This is a genomic window from Clavibacter sp. CT19 (assembly GCF_027858075.1).
GTDB classification, from domain to species: domain Bacteria; phylum Actinomycetota; class Actinomycetes; order Actinomycetales; family Microbacteriaceae; genus Clavibacter; species Clavibacter tessellarius_A.
Window position 1 is genome coordinate 140373 of sequence record NZ_JAQHYR010000007.1, and the last position, 14523, is coordinate 154895.

A 14523-nucleotide genomic window follows, 5' to 3' on the forward strand; every position below is an offset into this window, starting at 1 on the left:
CGCATGATCGACGACGCCGTGATCCGCACCGCCCCTGCGTCCGAGTCGGCGCCCGCAGACGCCGTCCGCGCCGAGCTCGTCGCCGCCCTCGGCGACGTCGTCGCCACCGACGCCGCGTCCCTCGAGGAGGCGCGCTCCGACCGGTCGGGCTACCGCAGCCCCGCGGATCCGATCGCCGTCGTCCGCGCGACGGAGGTGGACCACGTCGTCGCGACCCTCCGCATCGCGAGCGCCACCGGCACGTCCGTCGTCACGCGCGGCGCGGGCACGGGCCTCGCGGGCGGGGCGACGGCCACCGCGGGCGAGATCGTGCTGTCGGTGCGGGGCATGGACCGGATCCTCGAGGTGAGCGAGGCCGACGAGCTCGCCGTCGTGGAGCCCGGCGTCCTCAACGACGACCTCAACGCCCGGCTGGCCCCGCTCGGCCTCTGGTACTCGCCGGATCCCGCGAGCAAGGCCATCTCCACCATCGGCGGCAACATCGCCACCAACGCCGGCGGCCTGCTCTGCGCCAAGTACGGCGTGACGCGTGAGGCGGTGCTCGCCCTCACGGTCGTGCTCGCCGACGGCCGCGTCATCGAGACCGGGCACCGCACCGTGAAGGGCGTCACGGGCTACGACCTCACGGCGCTGATGATCGGCTCGGAGGGCACGCTCGGCGTCATCGTCCGCGCGACCGTGCGCCTCCGACCCCTGCCGACCGCGACGCCGTCGACCGTCGCCGCCTTCTTCCCCGACGCGACCCAGGCGGCGGCCGCGTCATCCGCCATCACGGCCGCCCGGATCCGCCCGGCCGCCATGGAGCTGATCGACGCCGGTGCGCTCGAGGCCATCGACGCGTTCCTCGGCACCGACCACTCCTCCCGCGGATCCGCGCACCTCCTCGTCCGCTGCGACGGCCCGGACGCCGCCGACGAGGCCGCGCGCGTGGTCGAGGTCGTCGTCGCGGGCGGCGGCACGGCCGACGTGACCGACGACGCCGACGAGGGCGAGCGCCTCCTCGCGATCCGCCGCGCGTTCCACCCGGCGCTGGCCGCCCGCGGGCGCGTGCTCATCGAGGACGTGGCCGTGCCGCGGTCGCGCCTCGCCGACATGCTCACGCGGATCCGCGAGATCGAGCGTGAGACCTGCCTCGCCATCCCCACCGTCGCGCACGCCGGCGACGGCAACCTCCACCCGAACTTCTGCATCCCGGAGGACCCGACCACGCCCGACGGCGACGCGACCGGCATCCCGGACGACGTCTGGCGCGCGGCCGACCTCCTCTTCCGCGCGGCCGTCGACCTCGGCGGCACGCTCACGGGGGAGCACGGCGTGGGCCTCCTCAAGCGGCGCTGGCTCGCCGACGAGCTGGGCGACGACGTCATGGGGCTGGCCGCCGGGATCCGCCGGGTGTTCGACCCGCAGGGGATCCTCAACCCCGGCAAGGCGGCCTGATCGCGAGATCCGCGAGCCCGCGACGGCCGCATGTCCGCGGGCGTCGTGGCCCCGGGCGGCCGCCGATCCCGTCGGTAGGCTGGCGACGCCGATCCGCCGAAGAGAGGGCCGTCGTGACCGACCCGTCCGTCCCCGTGACCGTCCACCGCCCGTCGCCCTCCTCGCCGCCGCGCCACATGGAGCTCCCCGCGCCGCATGGGCCGCGCCGCATCACCGCGTCGGCTCTGCTCGGCGTCGTGGGCGTGGCCGTGCTGCTGCTCGTCGGCTTCGTCGTCGCCGCCTACCTCGTGCTGAGCCTCGGGATCCAGGCCGTCGCGATCTGCGCCCTCCTCGCCCTCGTCCCGCTCGCCGGCGTGCTGCTCGCGATCCGCTGGGTCGACCGCTGGGAGCCCGAGCCGCGCCTCGCGCTCCTGTTCGCGCTGCTCTGGGGCGCCGCCGCGTCGGTCGCCATCGCGCTCGTCTTCGACCTCGTCGCGCAGTACGCGCGCCTGGCGATCGGCGTGCCCACGCGCTATACGGAGTTCCTGCAGCTGTCGGTGCAGGCGCCGCTCGTGGAGGAGTCGGCGAAGGCCGTCGGCCTGCTCCTCATCTTCTGGGTGGCCCGCCGCCACTTCGACGGGCCGGTCGACGGCGTCGTCTACGGCGCCACCATCGCGGCCGGCTTCGCCTTCACGGAGAACATCGTGTACTTCGGCGGTCCGCTCGTCTCCGGCACGACCGGCACCCTCGTGGGCACCTTCGTCATGCGCGGCCTGTTCTCGCCGTTCGCCCACGTGACCTTCACCATGATCACCGGCATCGCCATCGGCTACGGCGCCCGCCGCGGCCCGGGCGCCGCCCTCGGCTTCGGCGCGATCGGGCTGGTCGGCGCCATCGTGCTGCACGCGCTCTGGAACACGGGCGTCACCATCACGGGCGACTTCCTCTCCTTCTACGTGCTTCTCCAGGTGCCGATCTTCGCCTTCCTCGTGGCGGTCGTGATCCTGCTGCGCCGCTACGAGATCCACCTCACCCGCCGCCGCCTCCGCGAGTACGCGGCCGTCGGCTGGTTCACGCCCGCCGAGGTCGAGATGCTCAGCACCTGGCAGGGCCGGCGCCGCGCGCGGCTCTGGGCCCGCACGCGCGGCGGCGACGCCGGCCGGGCCATGAGCCTCTTCACGCGCGACGCGACGCGGCTCGCCTTCGCGCGGCAGCGGATGCTCTCCGAGCGGCCCGCGGCATCCGGCCGCTCCGAGGCGGGGCACCTCGACGACGAGCGGCGGCTGCTGCGCGCGGTCACCGACCACCGGGAGGCGCTGCTGCGCGGCGGGCGGCGCTGACCCGCCCTCCCGCCGCGCCGACCGCCGCGGGCGATCTGAGCGGTGTGGGGGGGGCTTGCCGGAGCCGTTGTCCGATTTCGTGGTGTTCCCTGCTCTGGGGTTCGCGGGTCTGAGCCTGCTGGGCATGGTGTGGTTGCCGCGTCCGTTCCTGCCGCGGTGGTACATCGCCCAGATGGGATTGGAGTGCGGCTCGACGCGGAAGAAGGCCGCCATCTCCGGGTCCAGGATGGGGCATCCTCCGTCGCGGGGGCCGCTCGGGGAGGTTCTCGGCGGTGACGCGGAGAAGGGTGTGCACGGTCGCACGCACGAACCCCGAAGGGATGGAAGGCTTCGCGGGTGAAGTCACTCGTCTTGCTCGTCGCGCATCCCTTGTCCTCCAGCGCCGCGGCTGGCGCGGTGGTCGCTGATGGGCACCGTGACCCCTCCGACTTCGTGATTTTCTTCGTCGTGGGCGGGATCTTCGCCGCAATCGGGGCTCTGGCCTTCTCCGGCGTCTGGCGGGGGTGGGCAGGGAGGTTCCGGATCTACCGGGTATTGCCTGTGGCGTTCGGCTGGATGGGCGTGGGGTTTTTGGTGACCGGCGTGGGAGGAGTTCTGCCGCAGCCGGTCTCTGATCCCGTGTTGTACGCGGGTCTCGCGTTCGCGGGCCTCAGCTTTGTGGGGATGGCCTGGTTGCCGCGTCCGTTCCTGCCGCGGTGGTACAAGGTCCAGATGGGGCTGGACCCCGGAGCGTCGCGGAAGAGGATCGTCGCCTCCGTGGCGGAGAAAGGCACGCCGCCGTTGAGTGGCCCGCTCGGTGAGGATCTCGGCGGCGGCGAGGAGAAGGGATTCGCGGCGGCGTCGCGGCTGGGCGGGGTCGTCGGAGGGGCGGTACGCGAGGCCCCGGCCAGTCACGTGGGTCCGTCGGACGGCGCCGCGGACGCGGCCTCCCGCCCGACGCCACCGAACGGTGAGGCTCGCGAATGCAAGTCCGGCGAGGACGCGCATTCGTGACTCGGATGTGACGGCGCTCGGTCGGCGGATGGTGTTCGCGCTCGGACATCGGAATTCGACGCGGATGCACGCTTTGCGCGTCGTCGCTCCTGTCCTGGTCGCCGCGCTCTCCGCTCCTCACCTCTCGTCGGCGACAGCCTCTCCCGGCCCGGGGGTCTCCTGTTCCGCAGGTAGCGCGCTGCTGGGCGCGCTCTTCATGAGTCTCAGCCCGGAAGCTCCGGTCGCGCGGTCCAGTTGGCGAGGATCTCGGGGCTAGACCGCACGCGGGTTCATCGCTGCGTCCGGGCATCCGGCCGCTGAACACATGAGCATCGGGCTCTGACGCACCTGCGGGGAATAGGCGCGCGGATTTCTAACACCTGTGGGGATCTGCCCGTGTCCTCCACGCTCGATCCATCGCATGTCACCGTCCGCATCGGAACGTTCACGAACCCTGCTCCCGTCGCCAGGCGCGTCGCCTGCGCTGCAGTCCAGCGCGCGCGCCGCGCGGCGCCGAGCGGCCGGCCCCTGGTGAACGTCCATCAGCTGCCCCAACGCTCCCACCAGTCGCGCGTGCGCTCCTTCGGCCCCGGTGGCGTGCGCCAGCAGGGGGTGACGGCATGACGCCGCCAGTGAGCGGCAACGGCTGGCGCATCGACCCCGCAGCCGCGGGGTCAGCCATCGCCGACGCCAAGATGGGCATCTCGGGTCTGGATGATGTGGCGACGGCTGCTCAGGCGGCGATCGACGCGGCCTCAGCGATCGCGGGGCCGAAGACCGCGGCCGCGCTCGCGAGGCTCGCCCGCAACCCCTTCCTCTCGCAGATCCAGAAGGTCAGGAGTGGCGTCGAGCAGGCGGCCGACCAGACGAAGCTCGCCCTCGATGCGTATGTCCAGGGAGACGAGGAGATGGCGTCCCACTCCGCAGAGGGGATAGGACGGTGACCCGCCCCGACATCGCAATTGTGCCGAGCTCGGCCGCAATCGAGTCAGCAGCCGCGGGCTTCGACAAGCTCGGTCCGGCGGTGGACGACGTCATGAACACGGTGAAGGGGGCCTGGTCTCGGTTGTCCGTAGCCGACGTGTTCGAGACGCCCGACTCCGATCACGCTTTCAGCGCCCTGTCCGGCCCCACGACTCTCTCGTCGACGATAGGTCAGGACGCAGCCGCTGTGAAGAAGGCGCTGAATGACTACGCCTCGGCTCTCGCCGACCTGGAGAGGCGAAGGAGTGCTCTCGTCGAGGAACATGCCTTGTTGGATCTCATGCTGCTGGCTGGCCCCGTCCCCGCTGCGTCCGCAGGGACACCGGCTAGCGACAGCTATCGCTCGAAGCCGCTCCAGCAGCAATTCGACCTCGATGCGCGCGTGACGCAATTCAACGAAGCGGTGGAGCAGGCGGACGTGGACTGCGCCATCGCGCTGGTCAAACTGGGCCGGGATACCGAGACGCAGGTGACCAACGCCGCTCAGCAGGTCGGCATGGTAATGGACGATCCCCGTGTGGTCTTCGGGCAGGGGATCGTGACGAAGGGTCTCTACGTGTCGACGGAGATCAAGCCCACCTTCCAAGCCATCCTGGAGGCGAAGGCCTCCGGTCAGGCGCTGTTCAAGGTCTCGCCGCCCGACCTGAAGCAATTGGGTCGCGACGTGGTGAAGGCGTTGAACCCCTTCGGCGGGGGGGGCCTGACCATGCCGTTGAGAGCACGGCTGGCGATTGGGGTCGAAGGCTGGGGGTAGCGGGGACCGTCGTATCCGGCGTGACCACCTTCGCGGACGAGATGAGCAAAGACGAGGCACGGCATCCCGATTGGAATGAGGGGACGCGTGTGGCCCGTGCGGGTCTACACGCTGTTGTGAAGACCGCCGGCGCTGCCGTGGGCGCAGAAATCGGCTCTGGCGTCGGGCAGGCTGTGGGCATCGCTGTCGGGGAGGCGATATTCCCGCTCGGAGGGGGCTTGATCGGCGGGTTCGTCGGCGGCGTCCTCGGCGGGGCCATCGGCGGCGAGATCGGAGGGGACATCGCCGGATCTGCGATGGATAAGGCGGACTCGTGACCACTGATGCCGAGATGACGAATAGACGGGAAGAGCGCACATGACGACGAACTGGATACCGGTCGAGGCGCCACTGATCACGATGGGGATGCCCACCACGTGGGAGATCCTCGAGACGGGCGACGACCGCGTGGTCGTCATCGCCGAACCGCAGAGGAAGGACGCCACCTTCCGAGCGAACGCCGTGGTCCTCGTGCGGGAGTCGACCGAGACGATCGTCGAGCTCGGCGCCCGCTGCATCGCCCAGGCGCACGCGTACTCCGGCTGGTCGCACGTCTACTCCGACATGGAGTGGAACCGCGACGACGCCATGGGCCGCGTCGTGCACTACCTCTACGAGGCGTCCGGCGTGTGCGTGGCGGTCGCCCAGTACGTGTTCTCGACCGGGTCGCGCTCGATCGAGGTCACGGGGAGCTGCGACGTGGTCGATCTCCTGGCGTACGACGAGATGTTCAACATGATCGCCAGCTCGACCGAGATGAGGGTGCACGCATGACCGGGACACCGCTCGACCTCGCGGCCATGGAACGCATCGGTCACGGCGTGCAGCTCGAGCTGCTCACCGGCGTCGGCGCATCCCAGCCCTTCCCCCCGAGCGAGCTGACCATGAGCGCTGCCGCCTGGGAGCAGCTCGCGACCCTCCGCACCCGCGGGGTGTTCGCGCGTGTCGACAGCGGCTCCGCGCAGATGGTCGAGCTCCGCGAGCTCGGCCTGGTCTCCGCCTCCGGCGGCATGACGCCCGAGGGGGAGTCGCTGCTCGCGGTGCGGTCCCAGGCGAAGACGCTCTTCGGCGCCACGGCCGACACCGGGGGTCGCCACACGACCTTCAACAGCTGGTACGCGGGAGCGGACGCGGTCGTCGCCGCCCAGCGGATCGACGACGCCGGGTCGACGGTCGTGTCCCTCCACCGCACCACGCGGTCCGCCTCGCTCGGGCTCCTCACCTCGTGGCTGCGCCTGGGACCCGCCTGGTCGCTCGCCCACGGGGACGAGGTCGACGAGCACGACGCCGACCTCATCCAGCGCCGCGTCGATGCCGCGCCCGGGCAGGAGCCCGCGGTGCCGGCAGACGCGAGCTGGGTCACGAGACGCGCCTGGGCGGCGGGGGAGTGGACGCGCTACGCGGTCGTCTCGCCGGCGCTCGCGAAGAAGGCGGAGCAGATCCGCACGGGGGACGTCGGCTGGTTGCGCCCGGAGCCGACCTCGGTCGGGCTCGTCCGTCTGGTCCCCATCAACTCGGTGCGCCTCATGTACAACATCGTCGAGCTCTTCCAGGACACGGTGCGCCTCACCCGGTGAGGCGCGCGAGATCGGCCCGCCTCGCCGGTGGATCGAGCTGGTCGGCCTCGGCGCGCCCCGCCCGTCGCGGGCGCTAGCCGCTCGGTGTCGATCGTCTGCCGCGCGGCCGGTCGAGCGTCGGGGGTCGCGAGTAGCGTCAGAGCCACGACCACGAGGAGACACGACCATGAGCGATGCCAACCAGGACACCACCGGCGACAAGGAGATGCTCGGCTCCTCCACGCCCACGCCGCCCCAGAGCGCCGAGAAGGACCCGAGCACGTGGGTCACGGGCGACGAGCCGATGACGGGTGCGCAGCGCAGCTACCTCGATTCGCTCGCCACGCAGGCAGGCGAGGAGATCCCTGCCGACCTCAACAAGGCGGAGGCGAGCGAGCAGATCGAGCGCCTGCAGGAGAAGAAGGACACGGCCTCGCCGCAGCCCGACGACGCGAGCTGATCCACGCGTGAGCGGACGGGCGGGCGCCTCAGAGGCGTCCGCCCGTCGCGCGCTCGGCTGAGGGGGAGGCAGGAGCAGGGGGAGAGCATCGTGAGGGACGGCGCATGACCACGCTGGTGGGATACGCGCGCGTCGCGCGCGCCGACGAGTCGTACCAGGACCAGGTCGACGCCCTCGACGCCGCGGGCTGCGAGCGCATCTTCGTCGACGTCGCCGCGGGCCCGAAGGCCGCGCGTCCGAGCCTGCAGGACGCCCTCGACTACCTCCGCGAGAACGACGAGCTGCTCGTCGTGAGCCTCGATCGGCTGGGGCCGGGATCAGCCGACGTCGTGCGGATCCTCAACGGGCTCGAGGCGCGCGGCATAGCCTTCCGCGCCATCCGCGACGGGCTGGAGGCCGGCACCGCCGCCGGGCGCGGCCTCTTCGCGGTCACGCTCGCGTTGGCCACCGTGGATGCGACCGCAGCTGAGGAGAAGCACCGCCGCCGACCGGCCGAGCCCGCCGCGGCACCCGCGCCGACGGCACCCGCCCCGCCATCGCTGCCCAAGGGCATCACGCGGCGGAAGCTCATGATCGCCGTCGAGGAGCGCTCCAAGGGCCGCGACACCGCCGAGATCGCGCGCGTGCTCGACGTGAGCGAGCGCGTCGTCACGCGTGCGCTCGCCTGGGCGGAGTCGGGGCGGCAGGGCGGGCTGCTGCGCTGATGCCGCGTGTCCGCCCACGCGAATCGTCCGCGCGGCGGAGGCGGGCAGCCTCCGCATTTCCTACCCTGGGGACATGACCGGATCCCAGCCCGCGCCCGTGCGACGGTCGCCGCGCCCCAGCTCGCGCGTCGCCCGGCGACGGCGGGCGCTCCTCGCGGCCGTGGTCGCGACCGCCGTCGTGGGCGCCGGCGTCGCCACGGGGATCATCCCGTCGCCGGTCGGCGGCGCCTCCGCGGATCCCGCCGGCTGCACGGTCGAGGCGCTGACCGGCGGCTGGTCCGCCGGCACGCTGCACCTCTCCGCGGCGGAGGTCGACCGCGGCGCGGGTGCGACCCTGGCGGACGTGCGCGGCGACGTGCCCGCCCCCACCGCCAGCACCATGAAGGTCCTCACGGCGGCGGCGGCCGTCGAGGCGCTCGGCCCGGACCGGCGCATCGCCACGCGCGTCGTGCAGGGCGCGCGCGCCGACACGGTCGTCCTCGTGGGCGGCGGCGACCCCACGCTCAGCCGTCTGCCGTCGGGCACCGACGGCGTCTACCCGGGCGCCCCGCACCTCGACGACCTGGCGCGGCAGGTGCTCGACGCCCGGCGCGCCGACCCCGACACCGCCGGCGTGCCCGTCCGCCGCCTCCAGGTCGACAGCAGCCTCTTCACCGGTCCCGCCTGGCTGCCGGAGTGGCCGCTGGAGGCCCGGCGCGGCGGATCCATGTCGAACATCACCGCGCTCATGGTCGACGGTGACCGCGACGACCCGGCCGAGCCCTACTCGCGCCGGGGCGACGCGGCCGTCGCGCGCGCGGCGGACGCGTTCGCGGAGCTGCTCGGCGACGGCGTCGCGACCGACGGCCCGCTCGTGACCGCGCCCGCCGGAGCCGCCGTGCTCGGCACCGTCGAGTCCGCGCCCGTGCGCGACCTCGTGGGCCACATGCTCACCCACTCCGACGACACGCTCGCCGAGACCCTGGCGCGGCTCGTCGCGATCGAGACGGGCGCCGGGAGCGCCGCGACGGACATCCGGAGCGGCACGCCCACCGCCCTCGCCGCGCTCGACCTGCCGATGGCCGGCGTGGTGCTCATCGACGGCTCCGGCCTGTCCGACGGGAACCGGGTTCCCGCGCTCCTCCTCACGCGGCTCATGGTGCGGATCGCGCAGCACGTCGACGACCTCGCGATCGTCGACGCCGGTCTCGCCGTTGCCGGCCGCACCGGCACCCTCGCGGAGGGCGGCCGGTTCACGGGGGAGGCCGACGCGGCGGCAGGGCGCATCCGCGGCAAGACCGGCACGCTCGAGCGGATGCACGGTCTCACCGGCATCGCGGACGCCGAGGACGGCACCGAGGTCGCCTTCACGATCTGGGCGGAGGACGTGGACCCGTCGGTCCCGGCGGAGACCGCGCGCGCCGAGATCGACGCCCTCGCGACCGAGGTCCACCGCTGCGGCGGCGCGCTCGGCGGCTGATCCGCTACGCCCCCGACCGCTCCACGAGCCGGTGGTCGTGCGCGTACACGACGAGTTGCACGCGATCCCGGAGCGCCAGCTTCGCGAGGATGCTGCTCACGTGCGTCTTCACGGTCGACTCGCTCACGAACTCGAGCGCGGCGACCTCCGCGTTCGAGAGGCCGCGCGCCACGTGCCCGAAGACGTCCTTCTCGCGCGCGCTCAGCGACCGGAACGCGGGCGGCGCCGGGGGAGCGGGCGCCGCGGCGGCGTCCGACGTGAACAGCTGCGTGAGCTCGTCGGGCGCGAGCACGGCGCTGCCCGCGTGCACGGCGCGGATGGCCGCGGCGAGGAAGGCGGGCGTCGCGTCCTTGAGGAGGAAGCCGCTCGCGCCGCCGCGGATGGCCGTGGCGGACGCGCGGTCGAGCGCGAACGTGGTCAGCACGATGACCCGCGGCGGCTCGGCGCGCGAGCCGTCGAACAGCGCGCGCACGGTCTCGAGGCCGTCCATCACGGGCATCCGCATGTCGAGCAGCACGACGTCGGGTCGTAGCTCGTCGATCACCGCGAGGCCCTCCCGTCCGTCGCCGGCCTCGCCGACGACCTCGAGGTCGGGCTGGGCGTCGAGGGCGACGCGCACGCCGCCGCGGAACAGCTCCTGGTCGTCGACGAGCACGATGCGGATCACGGGCGGCCTCCCGGCACGGGCATGGAATGGGCGGATGGCAGGGGGATGCGCGCGCGGGCGGTGAACAGGTAGTCGACGGCCTCGGCCTCGAGGTCGCCGCCGACGGCCGCGAGCCGGGCGCGCATGCCCTCGACGCCGGTGCCGAGCCGCAGCGACTCGAGGCCGAGCGGGCCGGCGCGGTCGGGTACGGCACCCGGCGGGACGACGGGGTTCTCGACCTCGAGCACCACGTCGGCCGCGCGCCACGTCTCGCGGAGGCGGATGCGGCCGCCGGCGGCGCCGTGCCGCATCGCGTTGGTGGTCATCTCCTGCGCGACGCGGCGCAGGACGACCTGGCGCGCCGGATCCACGGCCCGGCGCTGCCCGCGCACCTCGTGCACGAGGTCGACGCCGGCGGCCCGCACCTGCGCCGCGACCGCGTCGAGGTCCTCGGGCCCGTCGTCGCCGTCGGCCGTGCTCGTGCCGCTCAGCACCTCGCGCACCTCCGCGAGCGAGCGCCGCGCGGTGTCGGCGATGGTGGCGGAGACGCCGCGGATCCGCTCCTCGTCGTCGAGGAACTGCACCGAGTCGGCCTGCGCGATGATCACCGCGAGCGAGTGCCCGACGATGTCGTGCACGTCGCGCGCCATGCTCGCCCGCAGCGTCTCGGCCTGCGCGAGGTCGACGGCCTTCACGGCGGTGTCCTCGGCCTGCACGCGGAGGCGCGACTCCGAACTGCGGGCGCGGACCACACGGATCACGAGACCCGTCAGCCACGCGAGCAGCAGCATCAGGACCGGGGCCGCGACGAAGAGCATGGCGCCGAGGCCGCCCGGGCTGATGAGGAGCGAGTAGCGGGCGCCCGTGTGCAGCAGGTACACCGTGGCCATGGCACCCCCGACGACGGCGGAGGCGGCGCCCAGCACGGCCGTCGCACGCGACCCGCGCCGAGCGGTCGAGTACAGCACGAGGAGGAGGGCGAGGTCCGCGAAGCCGGGGCGCTCACCCACGTGCCACTGCGCCAGCGCCATGACCCAGGCCAGCGCGAGCGCCGCGCCGGGGTACACGGAGCGCACGACGACCGCCAGGAGCATGAGGACGGCGACGTGGAGACCCGCCTCCTGGACGTCCACCGGCGGGTTCACGGCGATGCCCGCGAGCACGAGGCCGACGACCACGTCCACGAACAGCTCCACGCCGTCGCGGTGCCGGGGTGCGCGCGGCGTGCGTGCGCGCGTCGCGTCGGCGATCCCGGTGTCCATCGGCCACAGCCTAGGCGCGGGGATCCGGCCGGGTCGCCCCTCGCGGGTACCGGTCGCCGGTACCCGCGGGGGAGGCCGCGCCTACTTCCTCTTCGTCAGCGCGGAGCCCTTGTGGGCCGCGGTCGTGCCGGACTTGTCGCTCTCCACGATGTACGCGGGCTCGTCGCCCGATGCTGTGAAGTGCTGCCCGTCGTGCTGGAAGTCCTTCGTCTTCTCCTCGACGACCTTCCCGTGCGTCTCGCCCTGGGGCGTGTTCCAGGTGACGCGGTCGCCCTTCGACAGGCCGGCCATCAGATCGTCGCCACCGATCCGGAGTCGACGCGGTAGTTGGATCCGTTCACGAACGACGCGAGGTCGGAGCAGAGGAACGCGACGACGTTCGCGACCTCGGCGGGCTCGCCGCGGCGCTTCAGCTCCATGTAGGGGCGCTCCTCGTCGAGGAACGACTCGATCGCGTCCTCCGTCGAGGTGCCCAGCTGGTCGGCGCGCTTCTCCATCATCGCGTCGGTCATGGGCGTGTGGATGAAGGCGGGCGACACCGCGTTCACGAGCAGGCCCTCCTTCGCGTAGCTGCGCGACAGGCCCTTCGACAGCGCGAGGATCCCGGCCTTGGCGGCGCAGTAGGGGAGCTCGTCGTCGTACGGCTGCACGGCGTCCTCGGAGGCGAGGAACACGATCCGGCCCCAGCCGCCCTTCCGGAGCGACGGGAGGAACCGCTTCACGAGGCGTACGGGTCCGAGGAGATCCACCTCGATGGTGTTCGTCCAGCCCTCGTCATCGATCTCGTGGAAGAGCCCCTGCGCGCCGGTGATGCCCGCGGACTGCACGAGGATGTCGATGTCGCCGACGGCCTCCTGCACCTTCTCGTGCAGCGCGTCGAGCGAGGCGACGCTCGTCACGTCGGCCGCGAACGCGTGCACGCGGTCGCCGCCGTCGAGCTTCGCAGCGGCCTCGTCGAGCGCGCCCTGGTCCTGGTCGCTGAGGACGACGGTGGCGCCCTCCGCGAGGAGGATGCGGGCGGTCTCCCACCCGATCCCCGAGTCGGCGCCCGTGACGAGCGCGGTCTTCCCTGTGATGCCGAGATCCATCTCGGTCTCCTCACTGCCCCTCGGGAGGGGCGTCATCGTGATGCGTGCGGACATGACGAGGGCCGCACCTGGTGGCGCGGCCCTCGGATCGTGATGTGCGTGCTGCTCGCGCTACTCGGCGGCGGATCCGACGCGGCGGTTCTCCGCGGAGACCATCCACGCGTACTGCTCGAGCGCGGTGATGAAGCCGTGGAGCAGGTCCGCGGTGGTCGGGTCCTCCTCGTCGACGTCGTCGTGGACCTCGCGCATGGTGTGCACGGCGGCCTCGAGGCGCTGGGTCACGAGGTCGACGGTCTCGGCGGTGTCCACCTCGCCCTGCGGGTACTCGGGGAGCGTCGTGGTCTCGGCGACGGTGTCGCTGCGGCCGTCGGGCGTGGCGTGCAGGGCGCGCATGCGCTCGGCCAGGTCGTCGCTGAACTCGCGCGCCGACTCGATGATCTCGTCGAGCTGGAGGTGCAGGTCGCGGAAGTTCTTGCCCACGACGTTCCAGTGCGCCTGCTTGCCCTGGATGTGCAGCTCGATCAGGTCGACGAGCACCTTCTGCATGTTCTCGTGCAGCTGCTCGCTGGCCTTGAAGCCGCGCTCGGCGTTCTGGCGCTTGGTGGGCTTGGAGCCCTCGGGCTGGGTGGCCTTCGCGGATGCGCTGGTGGGGCGTTCGACGGTCGTGGTCATGTGCGACTCCTCGGTTCTCGTTCTCGTGGGGTCGGGGGTCTCCCGATCCGTGCGGCGCGGCGTCCGGTGGGACGGGCCCGCGTGGGCCGGGCGCGCGTTCGCGCGACGTCCGGCCTGCCTTCGACGGTACGCCCGCCGGATCCGTGTCGCACGAACGGTGAGTGCGCTCACAGTGCGCGTCCAGCCAGGGCGGCCGGCGCTTCGCTCGACGGACGAGCGGCCCCCCGGGTGCTTGGCTGGATCCATGAGCGCCCTCACCTCCGACCTCCGCGTCCTCCGCGACGCCCGCGCGATCCTCGTCGAGAGCCTCTGGTGGGATCCCGCCGGCGACGTGATGTGGAACGACATCACGGCCGGCACGCTGCACCGGAGCCCGTGGACGGGCGCGGTCGACGGATCCGACGACACGGTCCTCGAGCTGCCGCCGCCGCTGGCGTCCTTCCAGCCGGCCGACGACGGCGGCTACGTCGCGGGGCTCGGCGACCGCATCGTGCTCGTCGACCGGGAGGGCCGCATCACGCGCGAGCTCGCGCACGTGCGGCACGCGCACGACGGCATCCGGATGAACGAGGGCAAGGTCGATCCCCGCGGCCGCTTCGTCATCGGATCCATGGACGTCACCGAGGGCGAGCCCGACGCGGCGATCTACTCGATCGACGGCTCCGGCACCCTGCGCACGCTCCTCGGCGGCTTCGCCATCACCAACGGCTTCGAGTGGACGGACGGTGGCCGCACGATGATCCTCACCGACACGTCCGAGAAGACGGTCTACCGCGCGCCCTACTCCGCCGACGGCGAGCTGGGGGAGCCGGAGCGCTGGATCCACGGCGAGATGAGCGACGGCCTCACCCTTGACGTCGACGGCTACGCGTGGAACGGGATCTACGGCGCGGGCAAGGTCGTCCGCTGGGCGCCCGACGGCACGAAGGACCTGGAGATCCAGATCCCGGCGCCGAACGTCACGTCCGTGGCCTTCGCCGGCCCCGACCTCCGCACCCTCGTGATCGGCACCGCACGGGAGAACCTCACGGAGGAGCAGCTCGAGGAGCACCCGCTCTCGGGCGGCGTCTTCGCGATCGACACCGCCGTCTCCGGACGCCCTGTGAACGTCTTCCGCACCGCGGTCGCCGGCGGCGCGCGAGCGTAGCGTCGAACGCGCCGTCCGACCGGG

At 72.7% G+C, this 14523-nt stretch carries 17 protein-coding genes; 12 read left to right on the plus strand and 5 right to left on the minus strand.

Translation table 11 applies throughout. The annotated features are described in order from the left end of the window. Positions 1-3: 3 nt before the first annotated feature. The 11 genes from PED38_RS10135 (at position 4) to PED38_RS10185 (ending at position 9684) form a co-directional block, all read left to right on the plus strand. The gene (locus PED38_RS10135) at positions 4-1437 is read left to right on the plus strand and encodes an FAD-binding oxidoreductase (RefSeq protein WP_270981091.1); all 1434 of its coding nucleotides are present in this window, start codon (positions 4-6) and stop codon (positions 1435-1437) included. A 113-nt stretch (positions 1438-1550) separates the two neighbouring features. Beyond that, positions 1551-2756 (plus strand): PrsW family intramembrane metalloprotease, encoded by a 1206-nt coding sequence (locus PED38_RS10140; RefSeq protein ID WP_270981092.1) that lies wholly within the window; start codon positions 1551-1553, stop codon positions 2754-2756. Between the two features lie 336 nt (positions 2757-3092). After that, positions 3093-3749 carry a hypothetical protein gene (locus tag PED38_RS10145; protein WP_063070581.1) on the plus strand — a complete coding sequence of 219 codons (657 nt, stop codon included), beginning with the start codon at positions 3093-3095 and terminating at the stop codon, positions 3747-3749. Positions 3750-4348: 599 nt separating this feature from the next. Further along, entirely contained in the window at positions 4349-4672 is a 324-nt protein-coding gene (locus PED38_RS10150; protein ID WP_131798096.1) for a DUF6507 family protein, read from the plus strand. Next, positions 4669-5466: a hypothetical protein gene (locus PED38_RS10155; protein WP_270981093.1), complete on the plus strand. Its 798-nt coding sequence runs from the start codon at positions 4669-4671 to the stop codon at positions 5464-5466. The genes PED38_RS10150 and PED38_RS10155 overlap by 4 nt, the downstream gene beginning before the upstream one ends. A gap of 20 nt (positions 5467-5486) precedes the next feature. Then, positions 5487-5783: a hypothetical protein gene (locus PED38_RS10160; RefSeq protein ID WP_063070578.1), complete on the plus strand. Its 297-nt coding sequence runs from the start codon at positions 5487-5489 to the stop codon at positions 5781-5783. A gap of 40 nt (positions 5784-5823) precedes the next feature. Further along, entirely contained in the window at positions 5824-6279 is a 456-nt protein-coding gene (locus PED38_RS10165) for a hypothetical protein (RefSeq protein WP_270981094.1), read from the plus strand. Beyond that, positions 6276-7082, plus strand: coding sequence for a hypothetical protein (locus tag PED38_RS10170; RefSeq protein WP_270981095.1), 807 nt, complete (start codon positions 6276-6278; stop codon positions 7080-7082). Before PED38_RS10165 ends, PED38_RS10170 begins: the two co-directional genes overlap by 4 nt. Positions 7083-7248: 166 nt before the next feature. Then, a complete protein-coding gene (locus PED38_RS10175) occupies positions 7249-7521 on the plus strand; it encodes a DUF3072 domain-containing protein (protein WP_270981096.1) in 273 nt (90 codons plus the stop codon). Positions 7522-7625: 104 nt separating this feature from the next. After that, positions 7626-8225 carry a recombinase family protein gene (locus tag PED38_RS10180; protein WP_063070574.1) on the plus strand — a complete coding sequence of 200 codons (600 nt, stop codon included), beginning with the start codon at positions 7626-7628 and terminating at the stop codon, positions 8223-8225. Positions 8226-8298: 73 nt separating this feature from the next. Further along, positions 8299-9684 (plus strand): D-alanyl-D-alanine carboxypeptidase/D-alanyl-D-alanine-endopeptidase, encoded by a 1386-nt coding sequence (locus PED38_RS10185; RefSeq protein ID WP_270981098.1) that lies wholly within the window; start codon positions 8299-8301, stop codon positions 9682-9684. A 4-nt stretch (positions 9685-9688) separates the two neighbouring features. Here PED38_RS10185 and PED38_RS10190 read toward each other — a convergent pair whose 3' ends face one another. The 5 genes from PED38_RS10190 to PED38_RS10210 form a co-directional block, all read right to left on the minus strand. Further along, a complete protein-coding gene (locus PED38_RS10190; protein WP_270981099.1) occupies positions 9689-10351 on the minus strand; it encodes a response regulator in 663 nt (220 codons plus the stop codon). Next, on the minus strand, positions 10348-11592 hold the full coding sequence (locus PED38_RS10195) for a sensor histidine kinase (protein WP_270981100.1): 1245 nt from the start codon (positions 11590-11592) through the stop codon (positions 10348-10350). The genes PED38_RS10190 and PED38_RS10195 overlap by 4 nt, the downstream gene beginning before the upstream one ends. A gap of 81 nt (positions 11593-11673) precedes the next feature. Further along, positions 11674-11883 carry a DUF2945 domain-containing protein gene (locus PED38_RS10200; protein ID WP_063070570.1) on the minus strand — a complete coding sequence of 70 codons (210 nt, stop codon included), beginning with the start codon at positions 11881-11883 and terminating at the stop codon, positions 11674-11676. Further along, a complete protein-coding gene (locus tag PED38_RS10205; protein WP_270981101.1) occupies positions 11883-12680 on the minus strand; it encodes an SDR family NAD(P)-dependent oxidoreductase in 798 nt (265 codons plus the stop codon). Before PED38_RS10205 ends, PED38_RS10200 begins: the two co-directional genes overlap by 1 nt. A gap of 111 nt (positions 12681-12791) precedes the next feature. Then, entirely contained in the window at positions 12792-13352 is a 561-nt protein-coding gene (locus tag PED38_RS10210) for a Dps family protein (RefSeq protein ID WP_063070568.1), read from the minus strand. Between the two features lie 244 nt (positions 13353-13596). On the opposite strand from PED38_RS10210, the gene PED38_RS10215 reads away from it, so the two are divergent. After that, entirely contained in the window at positions 13597-14499 is a 903-nt protein-coding gene (locus PED38_RS10215; RefSeq protein WP_063070567.1) for an SMP-30/gluconolactonase/LRE family protein, read from the plus strand. The last annotated feature ends 24 nt before the right edge of the window (positions 14500-14523 follow it).

Bases quoted from the DNA above. Each gene is read 5' to 3' on its own strand.
- PED38_RS10170 (WP_270981095.1), top strand. From the start codon at position 6,276: ATGACCGGGACACCGCTCGACCTCGCGGCCATGGAACGCATCGGTCAC.
- PED38_RS10175 (WP_270981096.1), top strand. From the start codon at position 7,249: ATGAGCGATGCCAACCAGGACACCACCGGCGACAAGGAGATGCTCGGC.
- PED38_RS10135 (WP_270981091.1), top strand. From the start codon at position 4: ATGATCGACGACGCCGTGATCCGCACCGCCCCTGCGTCCGAGTCGGCG.
- PED38_RS10195 (WP_270981100.1), bottom strand. From the start codon at position 11,592: ATGGACACCGGGATCGCCGACGCGACGCGCGCACGCACGCCGCGCGCA.
- PED38_RS10150 (WP_131798096.1), top strand. From the start codon at position 4,349: ATGACGCCGCCAGTGAGCGGCAACGGCTGGCGCATCGACCCCGCAGCC.
- PED38_RS10205 (WP_270981101.1), bottom strand. From the start codon at position 12,680: ATGGATCTCGGCATCACAGGGAAGACCGCGCTCGTCACGGGCGCCGAC.
- PED38_RS10165 (WP_270981094.1), top strand. From the start codon at position 5,824: ATGACGACGAACTGGATACCGGTCGAGGCGCCACTGATCACGATGGGG.
- PED38_RS10180 (WP_063070574.1), top strand. From the start codon at position 7,626: ATGACCACGCTGGTGGGATACGCGCGCGTCGCGCGCGCCGACGAGTCG.
- PED38_RS10210 (WP_063070568.1), bottom strand. From the start codon at position 13,352: ATGACCACGACCGTCGAACGCCCCACCAGCGCATCCGCGAAGGCCACC.
- PED38_RS10185 (WP_270981098.1), top strand. From the start codon at position 8,299: ATGACCGGATCCCAGCCCGCGCCCGTGCGACGGTCGCCGCGCCCCAGC.
- PED38_RS10200 (WP_063070570.1), bottom strand. From the start codon at position 11,883: ATGGCCGGCCTGTCGAAGGGCGACCGCGTCACCTGGAACACGCCCCAG.
- PED38_RS10215 (WP_063070567.1), top strand. From the start codon at position 13,597: ATGAGCGCCCTCACCTCCGACCTCCGCGTCCTCCGCGACGCCCGCGCG.